Origin of the sequence: Enterobacter cloacae complex sp. IR5441, from assembly GCF_049238215.1 — a bacterium.
In the GTDB taxonomy this organism is placed as follows: Bacteria; Pseudomonadota; Gammaproteobacteria; order Enterobacterales; family Enterobacteriaceae; genus Enterobacter; species Enterobacter hormaechei_C.
In genome coordinates, this window is the sequence record NZ_JBMKIA010000015.1 from 70,530 (window position 1) to 97,481 (window position 26,952).

Here is a 26,952-nt window from a genome sequence, read left to right on the forward strand (position 1 = left end):
TAAAGCCGGGTGGCGCTAACGCTTACCCGGCCTACATGTTCCGCTAAATCGTAGGCCGGGTAAGGCGAAGCCGCCACCCGGCTTTTTTATCACCAGTAACTCATCGCCAGGCCCAGAAACAGCACCAGCCCGACGTAGTTATTATTCAGAAACGCTTTAAAGCAGGCTTCACGCTCGCGTTTCGCGATCAGCTTCTGCTGATACGCAAACAGCAGCCCCGCCACCAGTACGGACCAGTAAAACTCCCAGTTCAGGCCGTTCAGGCGACCAATCGCCACCATCAGCGCCAGCACCGCCACCTGCAATATGCCGATGATAAGTTTGTCGTGACGACCAAACAGGATCGCCGTCGATTTGATGCCAATCTTGAGATCGTCATCGCGATCGACCATCGCGTATTGGGTATCGTACGCAACGGCCCAGAGAATATTCGCCAGGAACATCAGCCAGCAGCTGAGCGGAACGGACTCGCTGACCGCGGCAAACGCCATGGGAATCGACCAGCCAAATGCCGCACCCAATACCACCTGCGGCAGATGGGTGTATCGCTTCATGAACGGGTAAACCCAGGCCAGCGCCAGAGCAGCAACGGACAGCAGAATGGTCATGGTGTTAAGGGTTAACACCAGCATGAATGAGAGCAGCACCAGCACCACGAACAGAATGCGCGCCTCTTTCCCGGTCACCTGACCGCTCGGCAGAGGACGATTCGCGGTGCGCTTAACATGTCCATCAAATTTCCGGTCAGCATAGTCGTTAACCACACAGCCCGCAGCGCGCATCAGCCAGACGCCCGCCACAAACACCGCCAGGATCCACAGCGGCGGCACGCCCGGCGTGGCAACCCACAGCGCCCATAAGGTCGGCCACAGCAGCAGCAGCGCGCCAATGGGTTTATCAGTACGCATCAGGCGGTGATAGGCCAGCAGCTTATTCTGCGTCAGACTCCACTCCATTTTTTCTCCCTCTTAGTACAACGGCGATGCAGGCAAAAAGAGTTCCGTCAGTATTAACGGCTTGCCACTCAAACGAAGGCGGGAACGGCGCCCCCACAAATCGGCATCGCAACCAATTTCAATAAAATCACGGGTCAGTTCAGACGAGGTGAACAGATAGCGCCCCAGGGGCGTTTTGCCGAGGCGTTGCAATGCCAGCTCCGGCCCGGAAAGTGTAGACTCAGGAACCACCGTCCGCCCGGCAAGCCACGGCTCGCCATCTGCACACAGTAAAATTTCACGCAGCCAGTAGCGTTCTTCTTGCGGCAGCAGCGGCAGCTCGCTGGCAATCTCCGCAGGCGAGACAAACCCTTCCTGAATCATCGTCACCGTGACCGTTTTACCCTGTTGCTCAAAACGTTTTGTCATGGAATCTTCCAGCAGCAGCCAGTCCAGTTGCTCCGGGTCAAGCGCGGGTATTTGGTCGAAATAGCGTAGCGCACGCAGCTGCGTTAGCGCGGGGTGTGACATGCCAGACTCTCCGATACATAACGTAAAGGCATTGTATCGCAGATTGGCAAAATGAGGACGGACAAACCAAATTTAGCGATCACTATCGCAACAATGGTGCAACTTAGCCAAAAAAAGTGCGCCCGTGAAGGCGCACTAAACGACTAACAAAATCAGCACTGTGGGGAGACGGTTACCCCTTGCCTTTTACACTGCTGATAAAGGTGGAACGGGCAGTGGTTGAACCTAAACGCTCAGCTTCATCAAGCAGTTTCAGCGCTTTATCGACATCGCCGTTTTTAACCGCCTGCTTGATGGCGTTGTTAAAGTAAGTTTCAGTATCGTTAAGCACGGGCTCGGCTTTTTTCGCCGGGGCCGGGGCTGCGGCCGGTGCTGCGGCTGGCGCGGCGTACACAGGCGCGGCAGTATTACCCACCGTTACCGGACCCGGGCCAGATGAGCCAAACAGCGGGCCTACGAGTACGCTGGAGGCGCTGTTGGTGGAGACTTTCAGTTTGATCAGACCATCGGTGGTATGACGGGCAAGCGGGTCCGGAATATCCGGGACAGAGTTCCCCGTGCCTTTCGCATAGGCTTTTGCCGGGTCAACAAGCTTCGTTGTCTGTTGCAGATCTTTTTCAGTCGTGAACACCAGGACATAAATCTTCTGCTGACCCAGGGCTGGCGTCAGGCGCATAACGCCTTCCAGCCGATCGGCACTCATGACGCCAGGCTCCTGATAGCTGAAATAGTCACTTGGGAAGAACGCGGATGGCGTCATGTTCTGATCGAGGATCAGCACGTTAGGCGCGAAGACGCTGGTCTGTTTATTGACTTCACTGGTCAACGTCAGGGTCAGCTCGCCGATATTCGCCGGCACGCTGAAAGCCGCGACCGGACCGCTGATACCCGGCACGTTCAGTGACTGGCCCCCCGCTGAAAGCTGGGTAGTTTGTGTTTTCGATTGATCAACTGGCGTCCACACCAGTTGCTGTAGTGCCGCAGCCGGAATAGCTGGCGCAGCGCTGGTATTTTGAGGAACAAAATTCACATCTGCAAAGGTGACCGCAGGCGCACAGGCCAACAGCCCCGCAGAGAGGCACAGCGCGACGAGACTTTTCTTCATTTTCATTGTTATTACCTCTGATAGCGTGAGCACTGCGGTGGCCAGGCAATAGCGCGCAGCACCCTAAGGAGAGAGGGGCTTGCGCCCCTCTTTTCAGGTCATTACGTCAGGCTTGACGAATTACCACCAGATTTCCATCTGGGCGCCGAAGGTCCACTCATCGTTGTCGCCACGGCTGAAGGTTTTCGCGGAGGTGTCGCTATACGCTACGCCAGAGGTGTAGCCCGTATCGCCGTTGTTCGCGTAGCCCCATTTCTCATCCCACTTCGCGTAGGTTGCGAAGACGCGGATAGCCGGACGGGACCAGATGCTGTCGCCTGCCTGCCATTGCTGTGCCAGGGTGATTTTGTACTGGCTGTTTTTGTCGTCAGTTTTCTGAGATTTAACGTTGTCGTAGCCCACTTCCAGCAAGGTGCTCATGATCGGCGTCCATTTGAACATTGGACGAACACCCACGGTCCACCACTCGGTACCGTTGTTGTTGTCACGATCGATGTTCTGGTACATACCGACGTACATCAGGTCCCAACGGTCTGCCAGGGTGATTGCACCGTGGTCCAGCACGCGCCACATAGAGCCGTCGTTATCGATGCTGCCGCCCTGTGGAATACCTTTACCGTTAGAGGTCATGGAGTCCGTACCGTATTGCAGCACGAACTTGTTGAAGCCTTTCATCATGCTCTGGGTGTGTTCAGCGGTGAACAGCCAGCCATCTTTAGAGGCGCCAGGTTGCAGATAGTAGTCGTCAGGAATGTTGGTATGACCGTAGTCAACGCCCAGCTCCAGCGTACCGCCCGGGTTGGTCTCCAGACCGGCTAAGCGAACGTCGAAGACGTCGTTTGGTACAATATTGTCATAAACACGGTCGCCGTTCTCATCACGATCGGCGAAGGTTGCAGAACCGCCGGACTCAGAAGAACGGGTCGCTGCAAGAGAGAGTTTACCAAAGCCCAGATCGATGTTTTCAATACCGGCACCAGGACCAGAGATATCCCAGTAGTAGAAGTCGATCATGTGTACGTCATGACGCTGATAGAAGCGTTTACCGGCCCAGATGGTAGAGCCTGGCAGCCATTCAATCAGGTTTTTACCCTGCACGTTAGCTTCACGGAAGGCCGGGCTGGTGGATTCCCAGTCGTTCTGCTGAGAAACGGAGTACGCTACGTTGGTGTCGAAATAGAAGCTCTTGTCGCCTTCTTTCCACACTTCCTGGCCCAGTTTCAGTTCGGCGTAGGTTTCACATTCGTTACCGAGACGGTATTTACTTTGTGCGCCTGTTGCCTGGAAACATTGTTGTTCACCGCCACTTCCGGTCCAGCCAATGCCGGAACGAGCATAACCTTTAAAGTCTACGGCGCCCGCCTGGGCAGACAGGATGCCTGCCGCAATGGCGACAGCCAGAGGGACTTTGCGCAGAGTAATCATTATTCTATCTCCTGAGATCATTGCTTTTCTTTGTAATTGGAATGCTTAAACGCCTGGCTCTTTGTGCAACCGACGACATGCAGTGCCATCCTCACGGAACAGATGGCAACGCTCTGGCGGCAAACCGATAGCGAATGTGGCACCCTCTTCTACCAACACCACGTCATTCTGGCGGTAGACCAGGTTCTGACGGATGGCGGGGATCTGGATATGAATCTGTGTTTCGTGACCAAGCTGTTCGACGACCTGAACTTCACCTTCCAGCGTCACATCAGCGATGTGGCTCGGCAGTAAATGCTCAGGGCGGATACCGAGGGACATATTGGCCCCCACCTGTACGTTAGCGCTGTCGACCGGCAGCCAGACTTGCTGACGGTTTGGCAGCTCCACCTGTACCTGTTCGATTGCCGTCGCGGTCACTTTTACGGGCAGGAAGTTCATCTTTGGCGAGCCAATGAAGCCCGCAACAAAGCGGTCTGCCGGGTAGTGATACAGCTCCAGCGGTTTGCCCACCTGCGCCACGCGACCGGCGTCCAGCACCACGATTTTGTCGGCCAGCGTCATCGCTTCGACCTGATCGTGGGTGACGTAAATCATCGTGCGTCCAAGGCGTTTGTGCAGACGGGAGATTTCGATACGCATCTGGACGCGCAGGGCGGCATCCAGGTTAGAAAGCGGTTCATCGAGCAGGAACACGCGCGGCTCGGCCACCAGCGTACGGCCGATCGCCACACGCTGACGCTGACCACCGGAGAGCGCCTTCGGTTTACGCTCCAGCAGATGTGCCAGCTGGAGCACTTCCGCCACCTGGGTGACGCGCTGGTTAATGGTCTCTTTTTTCGCGCCGGCCAGCTTCAGGCCAAAGGACATGTTCTCGGCAACGGAAAGATGCGGATAAAGGGCATAAGACTGGAACACCATGCCCACGCCGCGTTCAGCTGGCGGGATGTCGTTCATTCGCGTATCACCAATAAATAAATCGCCACTGGTGATGGTTTCAAGACCGGCAATCATACGCAGCAGAGTCGATTTACCACAGCCTGATGGACCCACGAACACCACAAACTCACCTTCGTGGATGTCCAGATTGATGTCTTTTGACACCACTACGTCGCCCCAGGCTTTCGTTACATTACGCAGCTGTACGCTCGCCATGCCCTTCTCCCTTCGTTACAACCTGTCACCGACAGAAACATTCAAGATAAGTTCACTATGCGTGTTCCATTACTTTCGTGAATCCTCCACCCCCCGGCTTTTTTATGGGGGAGGAGGCGGGAGGATGAGAGAGCAGGCTCTGTGACCGCAGCGGAGGGGCTGAGGCGAAAATCGTGAAGCGGCCTGCAAAATTCAGTGGGTTTTTATGTGCGCCAGCACTCATAACTTAAATTTATGTTACAGGGATCACACAAACAGGGGGTGGGGCGTAGGGACTGGGAGGATGGAAAGAGGATGTCAAATAAGGAGACTGAGTCACGTTGAACCACCTTATGTATCCACGAGCACATCACCAATAAAGGATGGCAGATATGAAGATCAAGACTGGCGCACGCGTTTTCGCATTGTCCGCCCTCGCAGCAATGATGATTTCCGCACCGGCTCTCGCCAAAATTGAAGAAGGTAAGCTGGTTATCTGGATTAACGGCGACAAGGGCTATAACGGTCTGGCCGAAGTGGGCAAAAAATTCGAGAAAGACACCGGTATCAAAGTCACCGTAGAACACCCGGACAAACTGGAAGAGAAGTTCCCGCAGGTTGCGGCAACTGGCGATGGTCCGGACATTATCTTCTGGGCGCATGACCGTTTCGGGGGCTACGCGCAGTCTGGCCTGCTGGCAGAAGTTACGCCAGACAAAGCCTTCCAGGACAAACTGTTCCCGTTCACCTGGGACGCCGTTCGCTATAACGGCAAGCTGATCGCTTACCCAATCGCGGTTGAAGCGCTGTCTCTGATTTACAACAAAGACCTGGTGCCAAACCCGCCGAAGACCTGGGAAGAGATCCCTGCTCTGGATAAAGAGCTGAAGGCGAAAGGTAAATCCGCCCTGATGTTCAACCTGCAAGAGCCGTACTTCACCTGGCCGCTGATTGCTGCCGACGGCGGTTACGCGTTCAAGTTTGAAAACGGCAAATATGACGTGAAAGACGTGGGCGTGGACAACGCAGGTGCGAAAGCGGGTCTGACCTTCCTGGTTGACCTCATCAAGAACAAACACATGAATGCGGATACCGACTACTCCATCGCGGAAGCGGCGTTCAACAAAGGCGAAACCGCGATGACCATCAATGGTCCGTGGGCCTGGACCAACATCGACAAGAGCAAAATCAACTACGGCGTGACCCTGCTGCCAACCTTCAACGGCAAGCCGTCTAAACCGTTCGTGGGCGTGCTGAGCGCAGGCATCAACGCCGCCAGCCCGAACAAAGAGCTGGCGAAAGAGTTCCTCGAAAACTACCTGCTGACCGATCAGGGTCTGGATGAAGTGAACAAGGACAAGCCGCTGGGCGCCGTTGCGCTGAAATCCTTCCAGGATCAGCTGGCGAAAGATCCGCGTATTGCGGCCACCATGGATAACGCCCAGAAAGGCGAAATCATGCCGAACATCCCACAGATGGCTGCGTTTTGGTACGCCACCCGTACCGCGGTCATCAACGCTGCAAGCGGTCGCCAGACTGTCGATGCCGCACTGAAAGATGCTCAGGGCCGTATTACTAAGTAAGTCTGAAAAACGGCGGGTGGCGCGTGCGCTTACCCGCCCTACGACTACGGCACGATCCGTAGGTCAGGTAAGCGCAGCGCCACCTGACGATAAGTTTCCACCGTTGTAGAGGAAGAACCCCATGGATGTCATTAAAAAGAAACACTGGTGGCAAAGCGACGCACTGAAGTGGTCAGTGATAGGTCTGCTGTGTCTGCTGGTGGGTTACCTTGTTGTTTTAATGTACGTGCAAGGGGAATACCTGTTTGCCATCATGACGCTGATTTTAAGCTCGGTTGGCCTGTATATTTTCGCCAACCGTAAAGCGTACGCCTGGCGCTATGTCTACCCGGGCGTTGCCGGGATGGGGCTGTTTGTCCTCTTTCCGCTGATCTGCACCATCGCGATTGCCTTTACCAACTACAGCAGCACCAACCAGCTCGCGCAGGAGCGTGCCACCCAGGTGCTTCTGGATCGTTCTTACCAGGCGGGTAAAACCTTTAACTTCGGCCTGTATCCCACGGGTGACGAGTGGAAGTTAGCGCTCACTGACGGTGAGAGCGGCAAAACCTATCTTTCCGACGCGTTCAAATTTGGCGGCGAGCAGAAGCTGGCCTTAAAAGAGGCTGCGGCCCTGCCGGAAGGTGAACGTGCGAACCTGCGTATCATTACCCAGAATCGTCAGGCGCTGACCCAGCTCACCGCCGTGCTGCCAGACGAAAGCAAAGTGACCATGAGCTCGCTGCGCCAGTTCTCCGGCACGCAGCCGCTTTATACTCTGGCGGATGACGGCACGCTGACCAACAACCAGAGCGGCGTGAAGTACCGTCCGAACAACGATATCGGTTTCTATCAGTCGGTGAATGCCGACGGCAGCTGGGGCGACGACAAACTCAGCCCGGGCTATACCGTCACCATCGGCTGGGACAACTTCACCCGCGTATTTACCGACGAAGGCATCCAGAAACCGTTCTTCGCCATCTTCGTCTGGACGGTGGTCTTCTCGGTGCTGACCGTGATCCTGACCGTGGCCGTAGGCATGGTGCTGGCCTGCCTCGTGCAGTGGGAGTCCCTGAAAGGCAAAGCGATTTACCGCGTGCTGCTGATTCTGCCCTACGCCGTGCCGTCGTTTATCTCGATTCTGATTTTCAAAGGGCTGTTTAACCAGAGCTTCGGTGAAATCAACATGATGCTGAGCGCGCTGTTCGGCATCAAACCGGCCTGGTTCAGCGACCCGACCACCGCTCGCTCGATGATTATCATCGTCAACACCTGGCTCGGTTATCCGTACATGATGATCCTGTGCATGGGGCTGCTGAAGGCTATCCCGGACGACCTGTACGAAGCCTCGGCGATGGACGGCGCGGGTCCGTTCCAGAACTTCTTCAAAATTACCCTGCCGCTGCTCATTAAGCCGCTGACGCCGCTGATGATCGCCAGCTTCGCCTTTAACTTTAACAACTTTGTGCTGATTCAGCTGTTGACCAACGGTGGCCCGGACCGTCTCGGCACCACCACGCCGGCAGGCTATACCGACCTGCTCGTGAGCTACACCTACCGCATCGCCTTCGAGGGCGGCGGCGGTCAGGACTTCGGCCTGGCGGCGGCGATTGCCACCCTGATCTTCCTGCTGGTGGGCGCCCTGGCGATTGTGAACCTGAAAGCCACACGTATGAAATTTGACTAAGGAGGGCACTGAACATGGCAATGGTACAACCCAAATCTCAGAAACTGCGCCTCCTCGCGACGCACTTAGGCCTGCTGATTTTCATCGCGGCGATCATGTTCCCGCTGCTGATGGTTATCGCCATCTCCCTGCGCTCGGGGAACTTCGCCACCGGGAGCCTGATCCCGGACGAAATCTCCTGGGAGCACTGGAAGCTCGCGCTGGGCTTCAGCGTGGAACATGCGGATGGCCGCGTCACGCCGCCGCCGTTCCCGGTGCTGCTGTGGCTATGGAACTCGGTAAAGGTGGCGACCATCACTGCGATCGGCATCGTGACGCTCTCCACCACCTGCGCTTACGCCTTCGCCCGTATGCGTTTCCCGGGCAAAGCGACGCTGCTGAAAGGGATGCTGATTTTCCAGATGTTCCCGGCCGTGCTGTCGCTGGTGGCGTTGTATGCCCTGTTTGACCGTCTTGGGCAGTATGTGCCGTTCATCGGCCTGAACACTCACGGCGGCGTGATCTTCGCCTATCTTGGCGGCATCGCCCTGCACGTGTGGACCATCAAAGGCTATTTCGAAACCATCGACGGTTCGCTGGAAGAAGCGGCGGCGCTGGATGGGGCGACACCGTGGCAGGCGTTCCGTCTGGTGCTGCTGCCGCTGTCGGTGCCGATTCTGGCGGTGGTGTTTATCCTGTCGTTTATCGCCGCCATCACCGAAGTCCCGGTCGCCTCACTGCTACTGCGCGATGTGAACAGCTACACCCTTGCCGTCGGTATGCAGCAGTACCTCAACCCGCAAAACTACCTGTGGGGCGACTTTGCCGCGGCGGCCGTCCTCTCTGCCATCCCGATTACCGTGGTGTTCCTGCTGGCCCAGCGCTGGCTGGTCAACGGCCTGACGGCGGGCGGTGTGAAAGGTTAAGTTTCATTTGTTATGCCACTGCAACCCTCAACTTTAGACGTATTGTATTGAACCAACTTGTGACTGTTATTCGGCGGCCTCCGGGCCGCCATTTTTTTTTATTCGCGTTTCAGCCGCTTCGAGTTGCACAGCCAGAGGGTGATCACCAGCAGCAGGATCGCCGCCGAGTAGATCAGCACGTCGAGCGGGGATTTATGATCGACGATGATCAGCCGCACAATGGCGGTGATGCCAATGTAGACAAAATAGCGCAGCGGGAAGTGAAAGCCGGACTGAAAGTACTTCACAATCAGGGCGATAAATTCAAAGTAGAGAAAGTAGACCACCAGGCCTTCCACCAGCGCGTATTTGCTGGTTTGCTCAGGGGCGAACAGCACATCCGCCAGATGCACCGTCTCTTTACCCAGAAAAACGACCAGGATCAGGCCAAGGCTCAGCAGACCGAGGTTCAGCACGGTCTGGAGTATCGTTGAGATAAACTCAACGCGCGGACGAGTCAGGGATGTCATACAGCACCTCATTCTCCAGGGCGAGGTTCCTGTATAACGCAAAAATGTGACGGGGATCTATATTTTTTGTTTATGTTTTGTCCAGATGAACATTCTTGCCGGGCGGCACTGCGTTTGCCCGGCCTACAAAAACACTCTCGTAGGCCCGGTAAGCGCAGCGCCACCGGGCAAATAAGCATCAGCGGAAGTTAATGTTCTTATCGCTGGTCATATCATACAGCTGGAATTTACGTCCAAGCTGCTGACCGCCGTCGCGCGTCAGCGGCGTCCAGCCCACTGCCGCACGGCTGCGGGTTGGGCCTGATGAGAACAGATCCAGCGGAATCGACACGTACACCCCTTTGGTGAAGTCCCCTTCCCCGTACTCGTCTGGCGAAACGTTGGTGATGGTGGCATAGCCGCCCACCACCACGCCGCTGTCGAAGTGTTTGGAGATATCCAGCGTACCGCCCTTATCACCCGCCAGATACTGGCCGACGCTGGCTTTCACCAGCACGTCCTGCGCGAACGACGGCGTCCAGTAGGCGGTCAGGTGGCCGGTTTTGACGCTGTAGTCGGTGAACTTCATCATGTCCTGCGCGCTGCGCCAGTCACGCTGTTTCACGTAGTTGGCATCAACCCCAAACGCCCAGTTGCTGTCGACAGGACGATAAAGCACTTCTGCCCCGGCGCCGCCGAACATGGTTTCCAGATAGCCACCGTAAACCTGGCCGTAGAAGCCATTGCCGAAGTACTGGAAGTAGTTGGCCTGGAGGTTATTCACGTAGATATCGTTCTGCACATATTCGCGAACGCGGGTACGCACGCGCGGCAGTTTTGAATCGTTCGGCGGGTTGGTGTAGTTAAATTTGTCGTAGTTGTTAGCAATGTTGCCGAACAGACTACCGGTGGTCAACAGGTGGTCGGTCACCCACAGATCCGCCGTCGCCATCGCCCCCAGCTGATACATGTAGAAGTTTTCCGGCCCACCCACGGACTGGTTCAGCACCGGATCGATATGGAAATCGAAGCGGGATTTATCGATATACCAGCCCTGCTCGGTGCTCTCTGGCACCACCGGCTCAACGCGTTTTTGTACCAGCTCGGTTTCATGTCCCAGCGGTTCGCCTTCAAGATGACGCTTAAGGCTGGCAACATCGGTTTCGATTGTGACCTGCGGCAGGTTGAGGCGGTTCTCCGTCACGCGGATCGTGCGGATCCCCTCCGGCAGATCGTTCATGACGATCCGGTTGGCGCGCTCGATCCCTTCGCGGGAGTCGCGGTATTTTACCTGCTCGCCGGTGACGTACAGCGTATCGCCTTTGGTCTGGATCTTTGGATCCGCCAGGCCCGCGTTATATTTCAGCAGCGTCAGCTGATTCGCTACCACGGAGTGCTGAATGATCGCATCCTGCGGCTCCGGCTGATATTTTGGCCGCGGGTTGTCATTGTAGTGCGGCCGCATGTCGTTAAAGTTAGTGCGCAGGGTAAAGCCAAACATTAGGGTATTACCGCGCTCATAGCTGAGGTTAACGTCGGCCCAGTCGGTGACGCGGTAAATGGCGCCGACGTTAAACTTGCTCTTTTGCTCAATTTTCCCGGCGAAGTCCTGCGAGTAGTCGTTTCCTTCGTACTCCAGCTTCAGGCGTAACGGCTGCCACGGTGTTTGATACTCCACGCCACCAAACAGCGAGGCCGGGCCGTGGAACATCTGGTCCCCGTTGATGGAGCCCGCTTTCTGGTAGCTGTTATCGCGGTAGCAGTATTTATCGCTGTAGGTACAGAACGGATTTTTGACGTTGCCGCTGGTGCCGAGATAGCCCCATCCCAGACCGAGTGAGAAATCAAACGGTCCCCAGGCTTTGCTGGCCACGATGTATTCCGCGTCAAACAGGCCGGTCCCGCCGATATCCTTCGCACCAACGGAGACCTGCGGCATCCAGTAGCTCTCTTCCCACAGGCGCAGCTTCACGTCGAAAGCTTTGTCTTTATAAGTCTGGTCGCCGGAGAAGGCATCCACGCTGCTGTACTGTTTTGTACGCACGTCGGTGTAGCGCAGCGTGGTCTCCAGCCAGGGGAACAGCTGCACGGACGCAGAGTAGTAACGGTACTGATCGTTATCACGATAGTTAAGGCTGATTTCCCCCTCGCGGGCCATACGCGCGGTTGGGGTTTGCAGTAAGCCCACGCCGCCAAAATCGGACTGCGACGGGCCGATGGGTGCCGGATACGTTTCTGCATGACAGGCGGCACTCACGCACAGTGCAAGCATGCTGTAGAGATAGGTTTTTTTCATTATTCCGGTATCCGCTGTATCAGGGAGCGAAGGATATCGGCATTAAGCCCGTCATACGCTTTCGTCCAGAAATGGTCGGCAAAACCGACAAAAATGATGCTGCCTGGCATAGGTTCGATATGGCGTTTATTCCAGTAAGCCACCGGCGCTTTCTGCGTATGCCCGTCCGGATAGACCACCCAGGCATAGCTGTTATCCGCTCCGCTGAGCAGACTTTGCTCGTCGAGATAGCTCGCCACGTCCCGGCCCGGCGTAAACGGCTTTTTGCCAGGGCTGCTGAGAAGCCCCATCACGGTGACGGTGGAAGGCTGAGCCGGAAGCCACAGGGTATAGTCCCCTTCCAGCGACGGATTGCCGTTTTCCGCAACGCGCACCTCATCCGGATCCAGATTCACCTTCTGGCGCCCCGTCACCTTAACCGCCTGAAGCTGTTGACGCAGGCTAGTAATGGCCGCGGCATCGTCGGTATCTTCCTGTTGTGCCAGCCCGCTCAGTCGGGCGAGCAGCGCCTGATGTTTTTGTTCCGCTACGATCGTCGCCTGACGCTCGCTGATCACCGCCCCGGTCCACCAGCTTTTCGCCAGCCTCGGCTGCCCCACCAGATCGAGCAGATGCCCGGCATTGGTTAAGGTTTTAGGTTTTTCGCTGTCCGGGGTGTAGACCTGTACCGTTCCCGCAGACCACGCCAGCGGCGAGGTCAGGCTGGCGAGAAGCGCAATGTGGATGAACATTTTCATGATTTCGCCGCCTTGATCAGGGTGGTCTTCACCGGGAAGAAACCGGCACCGAGATACTGTAAGGACTGGCGGATTTGCCCCTCTTCGTCCACCCAGAAGCGGTTATGCCAGGTGGCTTGATCGGTTGTCACTTCTTCATCCAGCACGCGCACCTGCGTTTCGTCGCTGCCCACTTTGACACTGTCCGTACCGTCCCAGCGGAAGGTGGAGCGGGCCGTGGCGTAGCGCACCTGTTTATGCTCGGTCCAGCCCATCGTGCGCGTCCAGCTTGCGCCATCGACGATCTGATTCGGCTTGATGAGCGGATCTTCAGCCAGGTTGTTCACCTCAAGCAGGTTGTCGCCGCCGAGCAACGTTTTCACGATGCGGGAATGCTGCGTCACGATGGTGGCCTGATCCTGCGTCACCCATTTCTGCTGCCCGTTTTCATCGAAAGCGAGCACCACAAACAGTTGCGGACCATCGTTTAGCTGCATGTACTGGCTGGCATACGGCATGTTCTGAAGTTCGTCATCGGTCAGATGCACGCCCGGCGTGCCGAACATGCTGTCCCACAGTGAGTGGCCCAGCCCTTTGGTGGTAGCTGAGCACGCCTGCAACAGCAGGCAAATCAGGATGATTGCAGGTCGCTTCACGACTCTTCTCCGAAGGGGCGAAATAACCACACCGAAGTGTGGTTATGATTAAAACACCCGTTATTACTGGGTGCTGGTCGTCGTAGTGGTCGTGGTTCCGGTATTGGAGCCATCACCGCCACCGGTTGCCGCCAGCGCGACACCCACGGCTGAACTTACGGCGCTGGTGCTGGCTGCGGTCGAACTCCCCGCAGACGCAGACGTCGCTGCCGACCCTGCAGCTTCCCCGACCTGGACCGGAGCTGCATAGACAGACGTCGCCGCAAGCGCAGATATGGCAAAAATGCCATACAGTACTTTCTTCATAACAATTTCCCTTCAATGAATGAATGGAGATTTGCCCGAAAAGAAATTCAGGCGGATTCGAGTATACACAACTAAAGCAGTGGGTTTACCGTGGGGGTAAATAGGGATGAGGTTTTCAGACTAATGGTTAAAAATGGAAGGAAAAAAGAATCAAGGAAATATATAATCAATGTAAATCAACCATTTATAATATAAGAACATTAAATCATCACTCCGTATTTTCTTAAAATAAACCTCAGCAATTAACGGGGTTACCGTCTTTTTCGGATTAAACTCAGCTTCAGAATTTGAGATAACTAACAGACATCAGGAATTATCCGATAAAAAAATGCCGGCATATCGCCGGCATTGTTCATGACATATTTATTACGCACGCCAGGCTTTATAACGGTTAATCAGACCATTGGTGGAGCTGTCGTGGCTGTCGATCGCTTTATCGTCACCCAGCTCTGGCAGAATGCGGTTTGCCAGCTGTTTGCCCAGCTCAACGCCCCACTGGTCAAAGGTGAAGATGTTCAGAATAGCGCCCTGAGTGAAGATTTTGTGCTCGTAGAGGGCAATCAGCGCACCCAGGCTGAACGGCGTGATTTCGCGCAGCAGAATGGAGTTAGTTGGACGGTTGCCTTCGAACACTTTAAACGGCACAACGTGCTCCAGCGTAGCCGGATCTTTACCCTGGTCACGGTATTCCTGCTCAACCACCTCGCGGGATTTACCGAACGCCAGCGCTTCGGTCTGGGCGAAGAAGTTAGACAGCAGCTTCGGATGGTGGTCGGACAGTGGGTTGTGCGTAATCGCCGGGGCGATGAAATCGCACGGTACCATTTTGGTGCCCTGGTGGATCAGCTGGTAGAACGCGTGCTGACCGTTGGTGCCCGGCTCGCCCCAGATGATTGGGCCAGTCTGGTAATCCACCGCGTTGCCGTTACGGTCAACGTACTTGCCGTTGGATTCCATGTTGCCCTGCTGGAAGTAGGCCGCAAAGCGGTGCATGTACTGGTCGTACGGCAGAATCGCTTCGGTTTCAGCGCCGAAGAAGTTGTTGTACCAGATCCCGATCAGCGCCAGCAGCACCGGCAGGTTTTTCTCAGGCGCGGTGGTGGAGAAGTGTTTGTCCATCGCGTGCGCGCCGGAGAGCAGTTCAACGAAGTTGTCGAAGCCCACGGACAGGATGATGGACAGACCGATCGCAGACCACAGTGAGTAGCGGCCGCCCACCCAGTCCCAGAACTCAAACATGTTCGCGGTATCAATACCGAACTCACCCACCGCTTTACCGTTGGTGGACAGCGCCGCAAAGTGTTTCGCCACGTGCTTTTCGTCGCCCGCGGTTTTCAGGAACCAGTCGCGCGCGCTGTGGGCGTTGGTCATGGTTTCCTGAGTGGTGAAGGTTTTAGACGCCACCAGGAACAGCGTGGTTTCCGGGTTCACCTTTTTCAGCACTTCAGCGATGTGAGTCCCATCGACGTTGGACACGAAGTGCATGTTGAGGTGGTTTTTGTACGGGCGCAGCGCCTCGGTCACCATGAACGGGCCGAGGTCAGAGCCGCCGATACCGATGTTTACGACGTCGGTGATCGCTTTGCCGGTGTAGCCTTTCCAGCTACCTGAGATGATCGCTTCAGAGAAGGTTTTCATCTTTTCCAGCACCGCGTTCACTTCCGGCATCACATCTTTGCCGTCTACGATAATTGGCGTATTGCTACGGTTACGCAGGGCCACGTGCAGGACGGCACGGTCTTCGGTGCGGTTGATTTTCTCACCGGAGAACATGGATTTGATGGCATCTGCCAGCTCAGTCTCTTTCGCCAGATCTTGCAGCTTCGCCAGCGTCTCTTCGGTGATACGGTTCTTGGAGAAATCCACCAGCATCAGGTCATCGAAGGTGGCGGAAAACTTGCTGAAACGATCGGCATCTTTCGCGAACAGATCCGCGATAGTGACGTCTTTCATTTCATCAAAATGTTTCTGTAGTGCCTGCCATGCAGCGGTCCGCGTTGGGTTGATGTTTTTCATAGCAATACTCTTCTGATTTGAGAATTGTGACTGCGGTCGATTGTAGCGCCTGCAAATAAAAATTGTGATGGTTTTTATGCCATTGCCCTGGTCTGCATCAAACGCAGGTGAAAAGACCCGAAAAGTATAGCTGCTGTCGCGCCCTTCCGGCGTGGCGAAATGTTGGTCAAAAAGGGGGAAAAAGGAGCATAAAATATGGGCCTGTTATAAGTCCTGTTTCTGAGGGGTACCCCCCCATGAAAAATCCGCATAATCCCAGCATTGACAGGACCTCCCCCGCATTTTATTTATAGGGCCGTATTTTGCGCCTGCACCTGTTCTCGCTTCATTCTTGTGCCAAGGTCGCTCTATTCATTCCCTGACACGAGGTTGTTATGACGAGTTTTGTGGTCGCCAAGTTTGGCGGCACCAGTGTGGCAGACTACGATGCCATGAACCGCAGCGCCGATGTGGTGCTGGCCGATCCGAATACCCGCCTGGTGGTGCTTTCCGCCTCAGCCGGCGTGACGAACCTGCTGGTTTCCCTGTCTGAAGGACTGGAAGCGACCGAGCGTTTCGTGAAGCTGGATGCACTGCGCAAAATTCAGTTCGACATTCTCGAGCGTCTGCAAAACCCGAACGTCATTCGTGAGGAAGTGGAACGCCTGCTGGAAAATATCACCACCCTGGCAGAAGCCGCGTCGCTGGCCACCTCCAGCGCACTGACCGATGAACTGGTCAGCCACGGCGAACTGATGTCCACACTGCTGTTCGTTGAGATCATGCGCGAGCGCAATATTCAGGCGCAGTGGTTCGACGTGCGTAAAGTGATGCGCACCAGCGACCGCTTTGGCCGCGCCGAGCCGGACGTGGAAGCCCTGGCTGAGCTGACTAACCAGCAGCTTGCCCCGCGCCTGGATGAAGGCATAGTGATCACCCAGGGCTTTATCGGCAGCGAAGCCAAAGGGCGCACAACCACGCTGGGCCGTGGCGGTAGCGACTACACCGCCGCCCTGCTGGGTGAAGCCCTGCACGCCACCCGCGTGGATATCTGGACGGACGTGCCGGGTATCTACACTACCGACCCGCGCGTGGTCTCTGCGGCAAAACGTATTGACGTGATCGCCTTTGAAGAAGCGGCTGAAATGGCGACTTTCGGCGCGAAAGTGCTGCACCCGGCCACGCTGCTGCCCGCCGTGCGCAGCGACATTCCGGTCTTCGTTGGCTCCAGTAAAGATCCAAAGGCGGGCGGGACGCTGGTCTGCAAGAAAACCGAGAACCCGCCGCTGTTCCGCGCGCTGGCCCTGCGTCGTAAGCAGACGCTGGTTACCCTGCACAGCCATAATATGCTGCACTCCCGTGGATTTCTGGCGGAAGTGTTTGGCATCCTGGCGCGCCACAATATCTCCGTGGACCTGATCACCACGTCAGAAGTCAGCATCGCGCTGACGCTCGACACCACCGGCTCCACCTCTACCGGCGACACCCTGCTGACGCAGTCGCTGCTGATTGAGCTTTCCGAGTTGTGCCGCGTGGAGGTGGAAGAAGATCTGGCGCTGGTGGCCATCATCGGTAATAAGCTGTCGCGCGCGTGCGGCGTGGGTAAAGAGGTGTTCGGCGTGCTCGACCCGTTCAATATCCGCATGATTTGCTACGGCGCGTCCAGCTACAACCTCTGCTTCCTGGTCCCTGCCGATCAGGCCGAGCAGGTCGTGCAGAAACTTCATCAGAATTTGTTTGAATAAAATTCGTTAGCACGATAAACAATATCAATAAGCCGGGCACAGACCCGGCTTTTTTATAACAAAACAACACGACAATACTGCAAGGAATTCACTATGCTCTCCGCTATCACCCGGCTGTTCCCGTTATGGGCGCTGCTGCTCTCTGTACTCGCGTATTACACTCCTGCCACGTTCACGGGCATTGGTCCGTGGGTCACCACGCTGCTGATGCTGATTATGTTCGGCATGGGCGTGCATCTGAAAATTGACGACTTCAAACGCGTGCTGTCTCGCCCGGCACCGGTTGCCGCAGGGATTTTCCTGCACTACCTGGTGATGCCGCTCGCGGCCTGGCTGCTGGCGATGGCCTTTAAGATGCCGCCCGACCTTTCCGCCGGGATGGTGCTGGTGGGGAGCGTCGCCAGCGGTACGGCATCTAACGTCATGATCTATCTGGCGAAAGGCGACGTGGCGCTCTCCGTCACCATCTCGTCCGTTTCCACGCTGGTGGGCGTGATTGCCACGCCGCTGTTAACCCGCCTGTATGTGGACGCGCATATCCAGGTGGACGTGATGGGCATGCTGCTCAGCATCCTGCAAATCGTGGTGATCCCGATTGCGCTGGGGCTGGTGATCCACCATCTCTTCCCGCGGGTAGTGAAAGCGGTTGAGCCGTATCTGCCCGCGTTTTCGATGGTCTGCATACTGGCCATTATCAGCGCCGTGGTAGCCGGTTCCGCATCGCACATTGCTTCGGTGGGCTTTGTGGTGATCGTCGCGGTTGTGCTGCATAACACTATTGGTCTGCTGGGCGGTTACTGGGGCGGGAAGCTGTTTGGCTTTGACGAATCCACCTGCCGCACGCTGGCGATCGAAGTGGGGATGCAGAACTCCGGCCTGGCGGCGGCGCTGGGTAAAATTTACTTCTCACCGCTGGCAGCGCTACCGGGGGCGCTGTTCTCTGTCTGGCACAACCTGTCCGGTTCGCTGTTAGCAGGATACTGGTCCGGTAAGCCGATTGATGACCAACCGAAAAAAGATGCGGTGAAACAGGGTTAATTGACACGGCTTGCTTTACACTGAAGCCTCCCCATCAGGAGGCTTCAGCAATGGCTACACCACGTTTGACCCAGAAAGACATGACCGAAGCCGAGCAGCGCGAACTGAAAACGCTTCTCGACCGCGCCCGCATCGCGCATGGCCGCACGCTGACGAACGCCGAAACCAATCAGGTTAAAAAAGAGTACATCGATAAACTGATGGCGCAACGTGATGCCGCGGCGAAAAAAGCCCGCAAGCTGAAAAAAGAGCAGGCTTATAAACCCGATGCAGAGGCGACTTTTTCCTGGTCCGCCAGCACATCAACCCGTGGAAGGCGCTAATCAGCGCCCTTTCTTTTTGCGCCCCGGCTGGGTAAAGCGTTTTCCGTTGCCCGGCTTGCCCCGCCCTTTCTCTTCCGCCTGCGGTGCCTTCACCACCGGACGCTTAATCGCCTGCGTTTTCGGTTTGGCTTTAGCTTTCGGCTTCGCTTCGGACGAGGAGTTCTCGATAAGTTTGAACAGCTCGATCAGCTCGTCATCCGTTAAGTCACGCCACTCGCCCAGCGGGATCCCGGACAGGCTGACGTTCATGATGCGCGTGCGTTCCAGCTTCGTCACTTCATAACCGAAGTACTCGCACATGCGGCGGATCTGGCGATTCAGGCCCTGCACCAGCGTGATACGAAACGCAAACGGCGCCTCTTTTCTGACTTTACACTTCTTCGTCACGGTGCCCAGAATCGGCACGCCTGCGCCCATTCCCCGGATGAACTCGTCCGTGACCGGCTTGTTCACCGTAACAATGTACTCTTTCTCATGGTCGTTACCGGCACGCAGAATTTTGTTCACCAGATCGCCGTGATTAGTCAGGAAAATTAACCCCTGAGAGTCCTTATCCAGGCGACCAATCGGGAAGATACGGCTGCTGTGGTTCACGAAATCAACAATGTTGTCCCGCTCGCCATCTTCCGTAGTGCTGACAATCCCAACCGGCTTGTTCAACGCGATAAACACCAGGTCTTCGGCATCACGCGGTTCGATGACCTGACCATTCACTTTCACCACATCGCCAGGCACTACCTGATCGCCAATGGTGGCGCGTTTGCCGTTAAGAAACACGTTACCCTGTTCAATGTAACGGTCAGCCTCGCGACGTGAGCAGATCCCGCTCTCGCTAATGTATTTGTTTAATCGGGTTGATTGAGTTGGCAGCATAGTTTCTCCTGTGAAGGGCGAAATATACCTTACCTTGCGCCTGACAAAAAAGTCCTAGTAACCGCTGATCAGAAAATCGAGTGCATCCCGCAATGAAGCACTGCTGTTAGTAAGATCGGCAACGCGTTCACCTAACTCTTTTGAAGAGATGCCTGACAGCATATGCATCATGACAACGCAGGACTTACCCGCGATTTCAACGACAGGGCACACTTTCGCAGGCGGACGAATGCCGCCCAACTGGCTTAATTCAACGGCGGGAGCAACCAGTACATGTTTCATCACATTAGCAACAGGGTGCTGCATATTAATAAGCCATGGATATGCTTTTTTCCCATTACCTTCATTCGCATAAGCAAAATATTGCTCCATCAGAATGACCTCTGAAAGTCACTAAAGGAGCCGTTTTCATCAACCCACTGGTTAATGGCCTCTATAGACGCTTTATTTTCTGCTAACCACTCTGCGCGCTGATGCGCACGAAACTGCTCCTGTAGAGCGGCCGTGAGTACAGCAGAGAGATTGAGCTTAAGACGTCGCGCTTCTTCAAGAATTTCTGGTGCTAACGAAACATTGACTGATTTTTTAATGCCATTAGTAGTGCGCATGATAACCCCCATTGGAATGCGCATGAATTGGCGAAGTGTAGCGTAATAAACGAGCATTTTCTATTCCCTTAAAAATGCAAGGCCTTAAGAATGAATTGCTCTTTAGAAGGTGTCACGCCTCACAAAAGGGTTTTGCGAGGCGCTTTCAGAGATTAATACTCATCCCGCTCATCGTCTTCATCCGGCTGCTCCATCACGCTGTACGCCACCGCACAGAACAACGAGTTCAGGCGCTTCATATCCCCCAGCAGCCCCAGGTGGAGTGAGCTGGTCTCGATACTCTGCACGTTCTGCTGGTGCAGACGCTCAACGTGGGCGTGTGAGTAGCGGCGATTAAGGATGCGGAAACGATGCTTATTGCGGCGCAGGCGGCGCGCGCTCGGCACGTCGCTGGAGAAGAAGACCGACATCGCCAGCTTCAGGTTGCTGACCAGCTGTTCGTGCAGCGCTTCCAGCTCTTTCAGCCCTTCAACAGAAAACGCCCGGCGTGCGGCCAGGGATTTGTCTGCGATTTCACTGCCCATACGCTCGACAATATCCGAAGCCTGCTCCAGGTTAAGCGACATCTCGATGATTTCCGCCCAGCGGCGCGACTCCTCTTCCGCCAGCTCGTCCTGGGGGATCCGCGCCAGATAGAGCTTGATGGCGGTATACAGCACGTTGATATCGTCCGCCAGCCTGCGCAGCTCTTTTTCTTCGCGCGGCTCGCCGTGCATCACCTTTTGCAGCCCTTCCAGCATGGTTTCCATCGCGTCGCCCATGCGCAGCGTTTCGCGGGCGGCATTGGCGATTGCCAGCGCAGGAGTATCCAGCACCGAGGTGTCCAGATGCTTCGGTTTAAGGCGCGCGTCCAGCTCCGGTTCATCACGAATAAGCCGCTCGCAGAAGCGGGCCATCGGCGCGGCAAACGGCACCATTGCCAGACAGCGCACCAGGTTGTAGAAGACGTGGAAGTAGATCACCAGTTCCGCTTTCGGCAGAGAGAGATTGTCCATCAGGTTCGCCAGCGGGTGTACAAACGGCAGAATGATCAGGCTGCCCACCAGCTTGAAGAGCAAACTCCCCAGCGCCACCCGGCGGGCGGCAGCGTTGGCGGCGCTGTTGTTGAGCATCGCCAGCAGGCCAGAGCCGAGGTTGGCACCGATCACCAGGCACAGCGCCACCGGGAAGGAAATTACCCCTGCGGCGGTTAAGGTCGCCGTCAGCAGGACCGCTGCCAGGCTGGAGTAGCTGACGATGGCGAATACCGCGCCGATCAGCGCATCCAGCATAATATCGCCGGTTAACGAGGCGAAGATGACCTGCACACCGTTGGCCTGGGTGATCGGCGTGACAGCCTGCACAATCAGCTCCAGTGCCAGCAGGATCAGCCCGAGGCCAATACCGACGCGGCCAAGCTGCCCGGCACGGCTTTGCTTACGGCCGAGGAAAAAAATGACGCCGATAAAAATCAGCAGTGGCGACAGCCAGGAGAGATCGAATGTCAGGATACGCGCCATCAGCGCGGTACCGACGTCGGCGCCAAGGACAATCACCAGCGCCGGGGCGAGCGCCACCAGATCCTGCGCCACGAACGAGGTGACGAGCATGGTGGTGGCGTTGCTGCTTTGCACCAGCGCCGTGACGCCAATACCCGCGCAGAAGGCGAGCGGCTTCTTCTCAACGCTGCCGCTGAGAACGGTACGTAAACGTGCGCCAAACACGCGCATCACGCCGGTACGAACGATATGGGTGCCCCATACCAGCAGTGCGACTGCGGAGAGCAGGTGTAACAACGTCAACACGGTAGGTATTCCTCCTTATCGTTATTCGTTTTCCTGAGGTTCAGTATAAGGGTTTAAACGTAAGAAAGAGACAAGGCACCATAGCGGTGCCCTGTTTGTTGTAAGGAAAAGTGACGTTAGTCTGCGTCGTAGCCCAAATTCGGCGCCAGCCAGCGTTCCACCTCTGACACGCTCATGCCTTTACGCAGGGCGTAATCCTCAATCTGATCGCGCTGAAGCTGTGCCACGGCGAAGTACTTGCTGTCCGGATGGCTGAAGTACCAGCCAGAAACGGACGCGCCCGGCCACATGGCGAACGACTCGGTGAGCTTCATGCCGGTATGCGCTTCGACGTCCAGCAACTTCCAGATAGTGCCCTTCTCGGTGTGTTCCGGGCAGGCCGGATACCCCGGCGCCGGACGAATGCCCTGGTAGTTTTCGCGGATCAGCTCCTCGTTGCTGAGGTTCTCATTCGCCGCGTAGCCCCAGTACACCTTACGCACGCGCTCGTGGAGGTACTCAGCAAAGGCTTCCGCCAGACGGTCGGCGATCGCTTTCACCATGATTTTGTTGTAATCATCGTGCTGCGCGTCGTACGCATCCGCCAGCGCGTCTTCTTCCAGACCACCGGTTACGGCGAACGCGCCGATATAGTCGGCTTTACCGGAGAGTTTCGGTGCGACGAAATCCGCCAGGCAGTAGTTGGCAAAGCCCACTTTCTCGGTTTGCTGGCGCAGGTGATGGCTTACGGCCAGCACGTGGGTGCGGGTTTCATCGCGGTAGATTTCCACGTCGTCGCCCACTCGGTTCGCCGGGAACAGCCCCACCACCCCGCGCGGGTTGAGGGCTTTCTCTGCGCTCAGCCTGTCGAGCATGTCGTTGGCATCTTTAAACAGACGCTTCGCCTCTTCGCCCACCACCTCATCTTCAAGAATGCGCGGATATTTGCCCGCCAGAGACCAGGTCATGAAGAACGGCGTCCAGTCGATGTAGTTACGCAGCGTTTCGATGCTGGCCGTCACGTCCTGCACGCCCAGACGGTGTGCGACCGGCGGCGTATAGCTGGACCAGTCGAACGCCAGATCGTTATCGCGCGCCGCCTGAAGCGAAACCGGCGGCGTGCGCGGTTTCTTACGTCCATGCTGAATGCGGACGGTTTCATACTCTTTGCGGGTGCGGGCGACAAAGTCATCGCGCTGGGTGTCGGACAGCAGCGCGGAGACCACGCCCACGGTGCGCGAGGCGTTTTGGACATACACCGTTGGCCCACTGTAGTTCTGCTCGATTTTCACCGCCGTGTGGGCTTTGGAGGTGGTTGCCCCGCCAATCAGCAGTGGAATGGTGAAGCCCTGGCGCTCCATCTCTTTTGCCACGTTGACCATTTCGTCCAGCGAAGGCGTAATCAGCCCGGAAAGACCAATCAGATCCGCATTCACTTCGCGCGCGGTCCTGAGGATTTTATCCGCCGGGACCATCACGCCAAGATCGATAATTTCGTAGTTATTACACTGCAACACCACGCCAACGATGTTTTTGCCGATGTCGTGTACGTCGCCCTTCACGGTGGCGATGACCATTTTACCGTTACTGGAGCCCTTCTCTTTGCTGGCTTCGATAAAGGGTTCCAGATACGCCACCGCCTGCTTCATGACGCGGGCGGATTTCACCACCTGCGGCAGGAACATTTTGCCCTCGCCGAACAGATCGCCGACCACGTTCATGCCGTCCATCAGCGGCCCTTCGATCACTTCAATCGGACGGGCGGCCTGCTGACGCGCTTCCTCGGTATCCTGCTCGATAAACTCGGTAATGCCTTTTACCAGCGAGTATTCCAGACGCTTATTCACATCCCAGGAGCGCCATTCGGCCTGTTGAACGTTGGCTGATTCGTCAGATTTACTGCCGCGGTATTTTTCCGCCAGATCCAGCATGCGTTCGGTGGCGTCGTCACGACGATTGAGGATCACGTCTTCTACGGCGTCGCGCAGCTCGGCTGGCAGATCGTCGTAAATTGCCAGCTGGCCGGCGTTGACGATCCCCATGTCCATCCCGTTGCGGATGGCGTAGTAAAGGAACACGGCGTGGATCGCCTCACGCACCGGGTCGTTGCCGCGGAACGAGAACGAGACGTTCGACACGCCGCCGGAGATCAGCGCATGCGGTAGCTCGCGTTTAATGTCTTCACACGCGCCGATGAAGTCCTGGGCGTAGTTGTTGTGCTCTTCGATGCCGGTCGCGACGGCGAAGATGTTCGGGTCGAAGATGATGTCTTCCGGCGGGAAGCCCACCTCTTCGGTCAAAATTTTGTACGCGCGGCGGCAAATCTCAATCTTGCGCTCGCGGGTATCGGCCTGGCCCACTTCATCGAAGGCCATCACCACCACGGCGGCTCCGTAGCGACGGACCAGCTTCGCGTGGTGGATAAAGGTATCGACGCCCTCTTTCATCGAGATGGAGTTAACGATGCCTTTGCCCTGAATGCACTTCAGCCCTTTTTCGATGACTTCCCATTTGGAAGAGTCAATCATGATCGGCACGCGGGCGATATCCGGCTCACCGGCAATCAGATTGAGGAAACGCACCATTGCCGCTTCGGCGTCGAGCATCCCCTCGTCCATGTTGATATCGATAATCTGCGCGCCGCTTTCCACCTGCTGGCGAGCAACGTCCAGCGCTTCGCTGTACTTCTCTTCTTTGATCAGGCGCTTGAACTTCGCAGAACCGGTAACGTTAGTACGTTCACCCACGTTCACAAACAGGCTGTCGTCGCCGATGGTCAACGGCTCCAGGCCGGACAGACGACAGGCTACCGGAAGCTCGGGTAGCTTGCGCGGTGGAAGCCCGGCGACGGCGCGGCTCATGGCGGCGATATGCTCAGGCGTGGTGCCGCAGCAGCCGCCGACGATGTTGAGGAAACCAGATTCGGCCCATTCGCGGATTTGCGCCGCCATGGTGTCGGCATCCAGATCGTACTCACCAAACGCGTTCGGCAGACCGGCGTTCGGGTGGGCGGTGACGTAGCACTCTGCGATGCGCGAAAGCTCCTGCACGTACTGGCGCAGCTCGTCCGGCCCCAGCGCGCAGTTCAGGCCGAAGGAGAGCGCTTCGGCGTGGCGCAGGGAGTTATAAAACGCTTCGGTTGTCTGGCCGGACAGTGTACGGCCAGAAGCGTCAGTGATGGTGCCGGAAATCATGATCGGCAGGTCAACGCCCAGCGCCTCGAACTCCTCTTTCACCGCGTAAATTGCCGCTTTGGCGTTGAGGGTGTCGAATACGGTTTCAATCAGGATCAGATCGGAACCGCCTTCTACCAGCGCTTTAGTGGACTCACGATACGCGGCCACCAGCTGGTCAAAGGTGATGTTCCGAAACGCCGGGTCGTTGACGTCCGGAGAAATCGACGCGGTGCGGTTGGTTGGACCCAGCACCCCGGCTACGTAGCGCGGCTTGTCCGGCGTACGGGCCGTCCATTCGTCGGCGCAGGCGCGCGCCAGCTTCGCCGCTTCAAAGTTGATCTCCGCCGACAGGGATTCCATCTGGTAATCCGCCATGGCGATGGTTGTCGAGTTGAAGGTGTTGGTTTCAACAATATCCGCACCCGCTTCGAAGTAAGCGTTGTGGATATCCCTGATGACAGACGGTTTGCTTAACACCAGCAGGTCATTGTTCCCTTTCAGGTCACAAGGCCAGTCGGCAAAGCGCTCGCCGCGGAAATCGTCTTCACTCAGACGATAGCCCTGGATCATGGTGCCCATGCCGCCGTCCAGCACCAGAATTCGTTCATTTAACTGCGCACGCAGTTGCTCTACTTTGCTGCTCACACTTGCTCCCGACAACGCTCAACATGGCCAAAAGGCTGCGTTCCATACTGGCATAATCTCGCAGGGTCGAAAAGTCACACAGCGGTAACATGAGACATGTTCACTATCACTCCTCCGATCAGTCAGGAAAGCGGTTGCAAAACCACCAAATAAAACGAAAATGATTTCCACGATACAGAAAAAGGAGTTCGTCATGGTTACGACCGTTCCCGCTAAACGCGGCAGAAAACCTGCTGCAACCACCGCTGCACAACCTGGCGGACAGGTTCAATCCCTGACGCGCGGCCTGAAACTGCTGGAATGGATAGCCGAATCGCATGGTAGCGTGGCCCTGACGGAGCTGGCGCAGCAGGCTGGCCTGCCGAACTCCACCACGCACCGTCTGCTGACCACCATGCAGCAGCTGGGCTTCGTGCGTCAGGTGGGCGAGCTGGGGCACTGGGCGGTGGGGGCGCATGCGTTTATTGTCGGCAGCAGCTTCCTGCAAAGCCGCAACCTGCTGGCGATTGTCCACCCGATTCTGCGCAAGCTAATGGAGGAGTCCGGCGAGACGGTAAACCTGGCCGTACTGGATCAGAGCGATCACCAGGCGATTATCATCGACCAGGTGCAGTGTACGCAGCTGATGCGCATGTCCGCACCGATTGGCGGCAAGCTGCCGATGCACGCCTCTGGCGCAGGGAAAGCGTTTCTCTCGCAGCTGAGCGAAGAGCAGGTAACGGGGCTGCTGCACCGTAAAGGACTGCACGCCTATACCCACGCCACGCTGGTGTCGCCCGTGCATCTGAAAGAAGATCTGGCTCTGACCCGCAAGCGCGGCTATTCGTTTGATGACGAAGAACATGCCCTCGGGCTGCGCTGCCTCGCGTCCTGCATTTTTGACGAGCACCGCGAGCCGTTTGCCGCTATCTCCATCTCCGGGCCGATTTCACGTATGACCGACGACCGCGTCACCGAGCTGGGCGCGATGGTGATTAAGGCGGCGAAAGAGGTGACGCTGGCGTATGGTGGGATTCGTTAAACGTGCATTGCCGCCTGAT

23 protein-coding genes are annotated in these 26,952 nt (G+C 56.5%); 7 read left to right on the forward strand and 16 right to left on the reverse strand.

The genetic code is table 11. The features are described from left to right. Window positions 1-89: 89 nt before the first annotated feature. From ubiA to malK, 5 genes are all read right to left on the reverse strand, one after another. On the reverse strand, window positions 90-956 hold the full coding sequence (gene ubiA / locus ACOTX5_RS16600; RefSeq protein ID WP_015570176.1) for a 4-hydroxybenzoate octaprenyltransferase: 867 nt from the start codon (window positions 954-956) through the stop codon (window positions 90-92). A 12-nt stretch (window positions 957-968) separates the two neighbouring features. Next, the gene (ubiC, locus tag ACOTX5_RS16605) at window positions 969-1,466 is read right to left on the reverse strand and encodes a chorismate lyase (protein WP_015570175.1); all 498 of its coding nucleotides are present in this window, start codon (window positions 1,464-1,466) and stop codon (window positions 969-971) included. A gap of 172 nt (window positions 1,467-1,638) precedes the next feature. Beyond that, window positions 1,639-2,577, reverse strand: coding sequence for a maltose operon protein MalM (gene malM, locus ACOTX5_RS16610; RefSeq protein ID WP_015570172.1), 939 nt, complete (start codon window positions 2,575-2,577; stop codon window positions 1,639-1,641). Between the two features lie 114 nt (window positions 2,578-2,691). After that, window positions 2,692-3,999 (reverse strand): maltoporin, encoded by a 1,308-nt coding sequence (locus ACOTX5_RS16615; RefSeq protein ID WP_045911484.1) that lies wholly within the window; start codon window positions 3,997-3,999, stop codon window positions 2,692-2,694. 42 nt (window positions 4,000-4,041) lie between these two features. Next, the gene (gene malK, locus ACOTX5_RS16620; protein ID WP_003860329.1) at window positions 4,042-5,151 is read right to left on the reverse strand and encodes a maltose/maltodextrin ABC transporter ATP-binding protein MalK; all 1,110 of its coding nucleotides are present in this window, start codon (window positions 5,149-5,151) and stop codon (window positions 4,042-4,044) included. A gap of 371 nt (window positions 5,152-5,522) precedes the next feature. On the opposite strand from malK, the gene malE reads away from it, so the two are divergent. From malE to malG, 3 genes are all read left to right on the forward strand, one after another. After that, window positions 5,523-6,713, forward strand: a complete 1,191-nt coding sequence (gene malE, locus ACOTX5_RS16625; protein WP_017382618.1) for a maltose/maltodextrin ABC transporter substrate-binding protein MalE — start codon at window positions 5,523-5,525, stop codon at window positions 6,711-6,713. Window positions 6,714-6,834: 121 nt separating this feature from the next. After that, the gene (gene malF / locus ACOTX5_RS16630) at window positions 6,835-8,379 is read left to right on the forward strand and encodes a maltose ABC transporter permease MalF (protein WP_017694723.1); all 1,545 of its coding nucleotides are present in this window, start codon (window positions 6,835-6,837) and stop codon (window positions 8,377-8,379) included. A gap of 14 nt (window positions 8,380-8,393) precedes the next feature. Then, entirely contained in the window at window positions 8,394-9,284 is an 891-nt protein-coding gene (gene malG, locus ACOTX5_RS16635) for a maltose ABC transporter permease MalG (RefSeq protein ID WP_003860332.1), read from the forward strand. A 98-nt stretch (window positions 9,285-9,382) separates the two neighbouring features. On the opposite strand, the gene psiE is transcribed toward malG, so the two are convergent. The 6 genes from psiE to pgi all read right to left on the reverse strand — a co-directional run bounded on the left by psiE (window position 9,383) and on the right by pgi (window position 15,762). Continuing rightward, a complete protein-coding gene (psiE, locus tag ACOTX5_RS16640) occupies window positions 9,383-9,793 on the reverse strand; it encodes a phosphate-starvation-inducible protein PsiE (protein ID WP_000202963.1) in 411 nt (136 codons plus the stop codon). Window positions 9,794-9,971: 178 nt separating this feature from the next. Beyond that, on the reverse strand, window positions 9,972-12,068 hold the full coding sequence (locus tag ACOTX5_RS16645) for a YjbH domain-containing protein (RefSeq protein WP_045911481.1): 2,097 nt from the start codon (window positions 12,066-12,068) through the stop codon (window positions 9,972-9,974). Continuing rightward, on the reverse strand, window positions 12,068-12,805 hold the full coding sequence (locus ACOTX5_RS16650; RefSeq protein ID WP_015570167.1) for a capsule biosynthesis GfcC D2 domain-containing protein: 738 nt from the start codon (window positions 12,803-12,805) through the stop codon (window positions 12,068-12,070). The genes ACOTX5_RS16645 and ACOTX5_RS16650 overlap by 1 nt, the downstream gene beginning before the upstream one ends. Further along, entirely contained in the window at window positions 12,802-13,440 is a 639-nt protein-coding gene (locus ACOTX5_RS16655) for a YjbF family lipoprotein (RefSeq protein WP_003860339.1), read from the reverse strand. The genes ACOTX5_RS16650 and ACOTX5_RS16655 overlap by 4 nt, the downstream gene beginning before the upstream one ends. Window positions 13,441-13,503: 63 nt before the next feature. Then, the gene (gene yjbE, locus ACOTX5_RS16660) at window positions 13,504-13,746 is read right to left on the reverse strand and encodes an exopolysaccharide production protein YjbE (RefSeq protein WP_003860341.1); all 243 of its coding nucleotides are present in this window, start codon (window positions 13,744-13,746) and stop codon (window positions 13,504-13,506) included. A 366-nt stretch (window positions 13,747-14,112) separates the two neighbouring features. Continuing rightward, the gene (pgi, locus tag ACOTX5_RS16665; protein ID WP_059452967.1) at window positions 14,113-15,762 is read right to left on the reverse strand and encodes a glucose-6-phosphate isomerase; all 1,650 of its coding nucleotides are present in this window, start codon (window positions 15,760-15,762) and stop codon (window positions 14,113-14,115) included. Between the two features lie 374 nt (window positions 15,763-16,136). Here pgi and lysC point away from each other — a divergent pair, with 374 nt between their 5' ends. From lysC to ACOTX5_RS16680, 3 genes are all read left to right on the forward strand, one after another. Further along, on the forward strand, window positions 16,137-17,486 hold the full coding sequence (gene lysC, locus ACOTX5_RS16670) for a lysine-sensitive aspartokinase 3 (protein WP_006810501.1): 1,350 nt from the start codon (window positions 16,137-16,139) through the stop codon (window positions 17,484-17,486). Window positions 17,487-17,579: 93 nt separating this feature from the next. Then, window positions 17,580-18,524, forward strand: a complete 945-nt coding sequence (gene panS, locus ACOTX5_RS16675; RefSeq protein ID WP_015570166.1) for a ketopantoate/pantoate/pantothenate transporter PanS — start codon at window positions 17,580-17,582, stop codon at window positions 18,522-18,524. A 50-nt stretch (window positions 18,525-18,574) separates the two neighbouring features. Next, window positions 18,575-18,847 (forward strand): DUF3811 domain-containing protein, encoded by a 273-nt coding sequence (locus ACOTX5_RS16680; protein ID WP_017382612.1) that lies wholly within the window; start codon window positions 18,575-18,577, stop codon window positions 18,845-18,847. Here ACOTX5_RS16680 and rluF read toward each other — a convergent pair whose 3' ends face one another. The 5 genes from rluF to metH all read right to left on the reverse strand — a co-directional run bounded on the left by rluF (window position 18,848) and on the right by metH (window position 25,912). Next, window positions 18,848-19,720 carry a 23S rRNA pseudouridine(2604) synthase RluF gene (gene rluF, locus ACOTX5_RS16685; RefSeq protein WP_003860347.1) on the reverse strand — a complete coding sequence of 291 codons (873 nt, stop codon included), beginning with the start codon at window positions 19,718-19,720 and terminating at the stop codon, window positions 18,848-18,850. It lies immediately after the preceding gene. Between the two features lie 54 nt (window positions 19,721-19,774). Next, on the reverse strand, window positions 19,775-20,092 hold the full coding sequence (locus ACOTX5_RS16690) for a CcdB family protein (RefSeq protein WP_017382610.1): 318 nt from the start codon (window positions 20,090-20,092) through the stop codon (window positions 19,775-19,777). Next, the gene (locus tag ACOTX5_RS16695; RefSeq protein ID WP_017382609.1) at window positions 20,092-20,385 is read right to left on the reverse strand and encodes a type II toxin-antitoxin system CcdA family antitoxin; all 294 of its coding nucleotides are present in this window, start codon (window positions 20,383-20,385) and stop codon (window positions 20,092-20,094) included. Before ACOTX5_RS16695 ends, ACOTX5_RS16690 begins: the two co-directional genes overlap by 1 nt. 95 nt (window positions 20,386-20,480) lie before the next feature. Next, window positions 20,481-22,112 (reverse strand): Na/Pi cotransporter family protein, encoded by a 1,632-nt coding sequence (locus ACOTX5_RS16700; protein WP_003860350.1) that lies wholly within the window; start codon window positions 22,110-22,112, stop codon window positions 20,481-20,483. A gap of 116 nt (window positions 22,113-22,228) precedes the next feature. Beyond that, window positions 22,229-25,912, reverse strand: a complete 3,684-nt coding sequence (metH, locus tag ACOTX5_RS16705; RefSeq protein WP_017694724.1) for a methionine synthase — start codon at window positions 25,910-25,912, stop codon at window positions 22,229-22,231. A 193-nt stretch (window positions 25,913-26,105) separates the two neighbouring features. Between metH and iclR the strand changes: the two genes are divergently transcribed. After that, window positions 26,106-26,933: a glyoxylate bypass operon transcriptional repressor IclR gene (gene iclR, locus ACOTX5_RS16710; RefSeq protein WP_003860353.1), complete on the forward strand. Its 828-nt coding sequence runs from the start codon at window positions 26,106-26,108 to the stop codon at window positions 26,931-26,933. The last annotated feature ends 19 nt before the right edge of the window (window positions 26,934-26,952 follow it).